Origin of the sequence: Staphylococcus cohnii subsp. cohnii (assembly GCF_002902365.1) — a bacterium.
Taxonomy (GTDB): domain Bacteria; phylum Bacillota; class Bacilli; order Staphylococcales; family Staphylococcaceae; genus Staphylococcus; species Staphylococcus cohnii.
This window is the reverse complement of record NZ_PPQC01000020.1, coordinates 44,904-52,336: the sequence shown is the minus strand read 5'-3', so window position 1 is coordinate 52,336 and position 7,433 is coordinate 44,904. Positions and strand designations below refer to the sequence as shown.

Genomic DNA, 7,433 nt, shown 5'->3' with positions numbered 1-7,433 from the left:
TCCCTTCAAAGTTTACATTTTTAAGTGTCTACTTTGAAGGGAGCATATCATTACGGATTAACTCCTTTTTATATTTTGAGCATAGATATTAATGACTAAGTTCATATCTTGTGATGGAACGTGAGGAATTTATCCTTTACCTCCCATAAATGCTGGGTAATTTGTCATGCCACCATCAACATAAATAGTAGTTCCATGAATATAACTCGCTAAATCAGAGGCAAGAAATCTTGCTACGTTTGCTACTTCTTCTGCTTCACCAATCTCTTTTGCTGGAATCATTTCTAATGTTTCTGCACGAGTTGTTGGATCTGAAAATTTTTCTTTTGTATGTTCCGTTACAATTGCTCCTGGTGAAATATTATTAATACGGATGCCGTATTGAGCATATTCCATAGACATTGTTTCCATCATTAATTTCAAACCGCCTTTACTTGCAGCGTAATTTACATAGTTAGGCCAAGGAATCTTGTCATGTACACTTGAGGTATTAAGAATAACACCTTTCTTATCTTCTTTAAGAAATTGATTAACTGCTGCTTTGGCACCTAAAAATGCGCCAGTCAAGTTAATATCAATTACTTTTTGCCATTCATCTAAAGGCATTTCATGTGTTGGTATTGCTTTTTCAAATCCAGCATTGTTAATCATGATATCTAATGTACCAAAATGATTTACAGTAGTTTGGATGAGATGATCAATATCATTCTCTTTAGAGATATCTGCTTGAACTTTTATCGCTTTACCACCAGCATTTTCAATTAATTTAATTGAGGATTCCATAGCGTCCATATGACGTTCGGATCTGTAATTTAATACAACATTCGCCTTTTCTTCACCAAATTGTTCTGCCATCGCTTTTCCAATACCACTACCAGCACCTGTAATAATAACTACTTTTCCTGCTAAATCTTCAAACATTTAAGATTCCTCCTAGTTATTCGGCATAAATTTAGTTTTTATAAAAGTTTATAAGTCGAATAAGATTTAATAATAGTTCTTTAACTAAGCTTTAATGTTACCTAAAACAAAGGCAGCTATAACGATTAAAATAATACCCGTCCAAATGCCTATCATCTGACGTTTATCTTTTCGTTCACCTAAAAGGAATATACCACCAAGTGTAGAAACAATTACTAATAATTGTGAAAATGAGAAGCTTGTTGCCACACCTACTTTGGGTTGAGAATAGAACATAAACAAGTTACCTATACCCCAAATGACACCTGGTATTAAGTTCCACACGGTACTTTTAATAGTAGTCTCATGTTTAGCAGATAATATTAATCCACCGATTGCCATACCAATAGATTGGAAGAATAGAGCATTCATGCCATCAACACCAAAAATTTGTGCAACCACAACATAGACGACATAACCAACAGTGGAAATTAACAAGATAGGAATTGCTTTACCAAAGTTTTTAGTACTTTCTGAAGCTTCATTTTTTCCTTTAATTGATGTAAGTGCAATACCTCCAACAAGTAAAATCATTGCAACTAGGCCAAGTATAACTTGCGTACCAGTACTCCATTCACCTAAGAATATAGCACTAAATAAAGTAGTACCTACAAGTTGTAATCCTGTTGAAATTGGCATTGTTTTAGATACGCCAATTAAACTGACTGATTTTAATTGATAACCTTGTCCCAATGCCCAAAAAGCACCAGATATTAAACCTACAATAATTACGATGGGGTCATCGAATTTTGTATTGCCAGTAAGTAATAATAAGATACCTATGATAAGTGCACCGAAAGTAGTCCCTCTAATTTGATTGTAAGGGCCACCACCAACTAGCACATTAATTAAAACAACACTCCCCCAAAATAACGCTGGGAGTAGGGCAATTAATAAATCCATAACTAAGCTTCACTCACTCTCTATTTAATTTTACTTTCCTTCTATAAAACAATCACTGAAGATTGCCCTAGATAATCATTTTAAAGTAAAGGCATCGAATAGTAAAAATATTAGATTACAGTTCAGCTTTTTAATTTTTAAAATAGTGTGTATATATTAAAAAATGCAAAAATATAAAACGCTTACAATTTAAATATATGCTGCTACGTATTTGAATTTTTTATATTCATAATTAATGTTAAAACCTAATTCATTGAAACGCTCAACAAGCGTAGTATTTTTACTGCGTATTTTAAAATAAATCTTATCAATATCAAATGTTGAAAAAGCAAAATGCAAAGAATATGAGAGTAAATCAAAAGCAATTCCCATTAACCTGTAATCAGAGTGAGAAGAAAAATATTTGATTTCAGCTATATTGTTATTTTCAGCGATTTCAAGATATAAATAGCCTTTTAATAGTCCTTCAGACATAAATATAAATAGACGATGGTATGCATCTAATGATTTTACAATTTCATCAGCAGTCATTACATCATGTTTGAATGTTTGATTGTGTAATTTACTAAAATAACGGTAAAACGCAGGTTGGTATTCAATAATATTCTGTTCATTACCAACGTCGCCAATATCTTTCGTAGAAATCAGATAATAATCAGTAAAACTATAGGATGCACCTAAAGATTTCATAAATGGTAAATATGCTTGCTCATGCTCTTCAAATGAAAAATTAAAATTTGCAGTATCCGGTTTACTTTGAGCTAATGCATCGAAAAGTTGTGTCATTTCTTCGATAGAAGGCTTGATGCTTTTGTCTATGAATGGTCCTAATACTTTATATTTATTGTCCTCGTACTTTAAAGCCAAAAGCAACATTGTAATTTCATCTTGATTGTTTACTTGTGCAAACACACCCGGATCTTGTATTGCATTGGTAATAACGGTCCTAATGTCATTATGCATTTGTGGCAATTTATACAAATAAGAAGCAGATTGATAATTAGCATTATTCAAAAATTCCAAGATTTGATCGACATCGTTCGGATTTGTTGTTTTCATATAATACCTCCATATGATGAACTATTAAGTTAATTATAAGAACTTTTTCATGTAAATGGAAGTTTTGATGTGCTATATACATGTTACAATAATAATATCATTGAAATTGAAAGGACGAAATTATGAAATCACTCATTATTGCTGAAAAACCGTCTGTAGGCAGAGATATTGCGCAAGCATTAAATATAAATGATAAACGCAATGGCTACTTCGAAAATAATAAGTATATTGTCACTTGGGCACTGGGGCATTTAGTTACAAATGCTACACCAGAACAATATGATGATAACTATAAAGAATGGAAACTTAACGATCTTCCTATCATACCTAAACGTATGAAGACGGTTGTCATAAGCAAGACAAAAAAACAATTTTCTGTTGTACAATCATTAATTAATAATAAAAATACAAAAGACATTATTATCGCAACAGATGCTGGTAGAGAAGGGGAACTTGTTGCGCGTTTAATTTTAGATAAATCACATAATAGGAAACCTATTAAAAGATTGTGGATTAGCTCAGTAACTAAAAAAGCAATTAAGGATGGCTTTTCAAAATTACAAGATGGTCGTAAATTTAATAATTTATATTATGCAGCGCTTGCTCGTAGTGAAGCAGATTGGATTGTTGGCATCAATGCAACTCGTGCATTAACAACAAAATACGATGCGCAATTGTCACTTGGTAGAGTTCAAACGCCGACGATACAACTTGTTCAAATGAGACAAGATGAAATCAATCATTTTACACCGCAAACTTATTTTAAGATGAATATTGTTGCTGAAGGCCTCACATTCCAATGTATGACGCCGGAGTTTAGTAATGATAAATCGGTTTTTGAAAAGATAAAAAGTGAAGTTATTGATAAAGAAGGTTTGGTTGAAAGTATTAGTAAGAAGCATAAAAAATCATATGCACCTAAATTATTTAATTTAACAGATTTACAACAAGAAGCCTATAAACGCTACCACTTTGGTCCAAAAGAAACATTGAATGTTTTACAGACATTGTACGAAAGACACAAACTTGTAACTTACCCACGTACAGATTCTAACTATTTAACTGACGATATGGTAAGTACGCTTAAAGATAGAATTCAAGCGATCATGGGGACATCATTAAAAGAAATTGCAAAATCTCAAATGGCACAATCTTTTTCAATAAATGAAAAATTTATAAACAATCAAAAAGTATCAGATCATCATGCGATTATACCGACAGAAGTACGTCCTGATATGAATCAACTCTCACAACGTGAAACAAAAATTTATCTGATGATTGCTCAAAGATTTTTAGAAAATCTTATGCCACCACATGAATACGAAGCTGTATCAATCAATATCGTAGCAGGAAATTATAAATTTGAATTTAAAGATAAAGTTACTAAAAAGTTAGGATTTAAAGCGATTTATGAAAATGAAGCAGCCGTCAACAAGCAAATTGAAAAAATAACCAAATCATCTAAATTGCACATAACACATCCTAAAATCGAACAACATGAAACAACACCACCATCATATTTTAACGAAGGTACTTTATTAAAAGCGATGGAAAGCCCTCAAAAATTCTTTAAATTAGATAATAAAAAATATAATGAAACATTGAAAGAAACAGGTGGGATTGGAACTGTTGCTACTAGAGCAGATATCATTGAAAAGTTATTTAACATGAATGCAATTGAATCTCGTGATGGTAAGATAAAAGTTACATCCAAAGGAAAGCAAATATTAGAGCTTGCACCACAAAAATTAACATCACCACTATTAACTGCTGAGTGGGAAGAAAAACTATCATTAATAGAGCAAGGTAAATACAATGCCGCGCAATTTATTTCTGAAATGAAAACTTTCACGCATGAAGTTGTTAATGAAATTAAAAAAAGTGAACAAAATTATAAACACGATAATTTAACAACAACAGAATGTCCTACATGTGGCAAATTTATGATTAAAGTTAAAACTAGAAATGGTCAAATGCTCGTTTGTCAGGATCCTAAATGTAAAACTAAAAAGAATATTCAAAGAAAAACCAATGCACGTTGTCCAAATTGTCACAAAAAAATGATGTTGTTTGGAAAAGGCAAAGAAGCGGTTTATCGTTGTGTGTGTGGCCATACTGAAACACAAGCACAAATGGATAAACGTCATAAAAATAAAAAATCAGATAAAGTGAACAAAAAAGATTTGAAAAAATATATGAATAACGATGATGGATTAGAGAATAATCCATTCCAAGATGCACTAAAAGGATTAAAATTTTAAATTATTCGAACGAAAAGTATAAATTTTGACAAGAAGTTCGTGTTTGCTATTGTAAAATAATGTAATTGGTATTAGAATGTGTAGGTATTTTAAAAAAAGGAGAACTAAACCGTGAAAAAGTATTTCAAGTTTGAAAAGCATAAAACAAACTATAAGAAAGAGATACTTGGTGGGCTTACAACTTTCTTGTCAATGGCATATATATTAGCTGTCAACCCTCAAGTACTTAGTTTAGCAGGCGTAAAAGGTGTTTCAGAAGATATGAAAATGGACCAAGGCGCTATTTTTGTTGCTACAGCATTAGCCGCGTTTGTAGGTTCTTTATTTATGGGCTTGATAGCTAGATATCCAATTGCCTTAGCACCTGGCATGGGCTTAAATGCATTTTTCGCATTTACAGTTGTGTTAACAATGGGTATTCCATGGCAAGTTGGTTTGACCGGCGTGTTATTCTCTGGTGTGGTTTTTGCAATTTTGACTATGACCGGTTTAAGAGAGACCATTATTAACGCAATACCCTATCAAATGAAAATGGCAGTTTCAGCAGGAATTGGTTTATTTATTACCTTTGTTGGATTACAAAGTTCAGGAATCATCACTAATAATGATTCTACATTAGTAACTTTGGGTCATATCACTGATGGACCTGTATTGTTAACGATTTTTGGTATTATTATAACAGTGATATTATATGCTGTTAGAGTACCTGGTGCGATATTTATTGGTATGGTATTAACATCTATATTAGGAATGCTTACTGGACTAATACATACTCCAAGTGGCATAGTAGGCAAAGTTCCTAGTATTGAGCCTACTTTCGGAGCTGCTTTTGAGGCATTTAAAGATCCTAGTCAATTGTTCACCGTACAATTTTTAATTGTAATTTTAACGTTTTTATTTATAGATTTCTTCGATACTGCAGGTACACTTGTTGCAGTGGCAACGCAAGCAGGTATGATGAAGAATAATAAATTACCTAGAGCTGGCCGAGCATTATTTTCTGATTCATTAGCAACAATAGTTGGTTCAATTTTTGGGACGACAACAACGACTTCCTATATTGAATCAACGTCAGGTGTCGCTGTAGGAGCTCGTACAGGGTTTGCTAGTGTTGTTACAGGTTTTTGTTTCTTATTAGCGATATTTTTCAGTCCTTTAATGGAAGTAGTAACAAGTGCAGTGACTACGCCAGCGCTTGTAGTCGTAGGTGTATTAATGGCAGCTAATTTTGCGGAAATAGACTGGAAAAAATTCGAAGTAGCAGTACCAGCATTTATCACAATTATTATGATGCCGTTATCTTATTCAATCGCAACTGGTATTGCTTGTGGCTTCATCTTTTATCCAATCACAATGTTGATTTCTAAAAGACATAAAGAAGTCCACCCAATCATGTATGCTTTAATGATACTGTTTATATTATATTTTGTATTTGTTCACGGCTAAATAAAAAATCCCTTTGCATTCGATTCAAATCGAAGCAAAGGGATTTTTTGTAAGTGTTAATTACCTGTATTCAGTTTATAAAAAACGTGTTTCTTCATTATAATGTAATAACCATACCTGTATAACTCTAAAATTTATTATTCTCTTGTTTATGTTGCGTGTAAACAACTTTTGCATGTTTATTTGGAACATAAAGTGGCGTAGAGAAAATAATCAAAACAAAGAACAACATTAAGAAAAATAAAACCCAATGAACAATCATCCCAACAAAAGGTATGAATGCTATGAAAGAACCAATAACGCCTAGCAATGGTATGATTAACATTGGTTTAATAGAATTTTGTTTATCAACTATTAATATAATCACGATTATAAAATATAGTAACGCATTGATTAATAAAGGCTGCCAACCAAAACTGAAAATGATACTACCACCTAAAAACGGGATGCCATAAATAAACTCACCAACAATTAATATTAAACTAAGTATTATAAGTGTCGAACGGATACCACTTTTCATCAATATTCACTCCTAACTAATACTAGTATAAACGAAATAAATCAAATGAAAATAAAAAAGGGAAAATAAACATTTAAAATTACAAACACTAAAAATTTCCTAAAAGTGGTTGAACTGAATAAGTAGTTCAAGTATAATAACAAGGTATGTGTTAGGCAAATAGTAAAAACTTTTGCAGAAAAGCTTGATAAATCACTGCTTTTCATGTAACATATCTAATGTTGGACTTTAAGAACACGCGATGAAGCGAAAGGTTACTGACACACCCGGCCACTTTGCCATGG

Annotated in this window: 6 protein-coding genes; 2 read left to right on the top strand and 4 right to left on the bottom strand. The window is 32.1% G+C overall.

What is annotated here, in order from left to right; all coding sequences use genetic code 11:
- Positions 1-129: 129 nt before the first annotated feature.
- The 3 genes from CD032_RS03925 to CD032_RS03915 form a co-directional block, all read right to left on the bottom strand.
- Positions 130-921: a glucose 1-dehydrogenase gene (locus CD032_RS03925; RefSeq protein WP_019468634.1), complete on the bottom strand. Its 792-nt coding sequence runs from the start codon at positions 919-921 to the stop codon at positions 130-132.
- Between the two features lie 84 nt (positions 922-1,005).
- Positions 1,006-1,863 (bottom strand): RhaT/GlcU family sugar-proton symporter, encoded by an 858-nt coding sequence (locus CD032_RS03920; protein WP_019468635.1) that lies wholly within the window; start codon positions 1,861-1,863, stop codon positions 1,006-1,008.
- Between the two features lie 189 nt (positions 1,864-2,052).
- Complete coding sequence (locus tag CD032_RS03915) at positions 2,053-2,922, bottom strand: GNAT family N-acetyltransferase (RefSeq protein WP_019468636.1); 870 nt, start codon at positions 2,920-2,922, stop codon at positions 2,053-2,055.
- 122 nt (positions 2,923-3,044) lie between these two features.
- Between CD032_RS03915 and CD032_RS03910 the strand changes: the two genes are divergently transcribed.
- Positions 3,045-5,183: a DNA topoisomerase III gene (locus tag CD032_RS03910; RefSeq protein WP_019468637.1), complete on the top strand. Its 2,139-nt coding sequence runs from the start codon at positions 3,045-3,047 to the stop codon at positions 5,181-5,183.
- A 111-nt stretch (positions 5,184-5,294) separates the two neighbouring features.
- Positions 5,295-6,629, top strand: coding sequence for an NCS2 family permease (locus CD032_RS03905; protein WP_040029981.1), 1,335 nt, complete (start codon positions 5,295-5,297; stop codon positions 6,627-6,629).
- Between the two features lie 127 nt (positions 6,630-6,756).
- On the opposite strand, the gene CD032_RS03900 is transcribed toward CD032_RS03905, so the two are convergent.
- Positions 6,757-7,149: a hypothetical protein gene (locus CD032_RS03900; RefSeq protein WP_019468639.1), complete on the bottom strand. Its 393-nt coding sequence runs from the start codon at positions 7,147-7,149 to the stop codon at positions 6,757-6,759.
- Between the last annotated feature and the right edge of the window lie 284 nt (positions 7,150-7,433).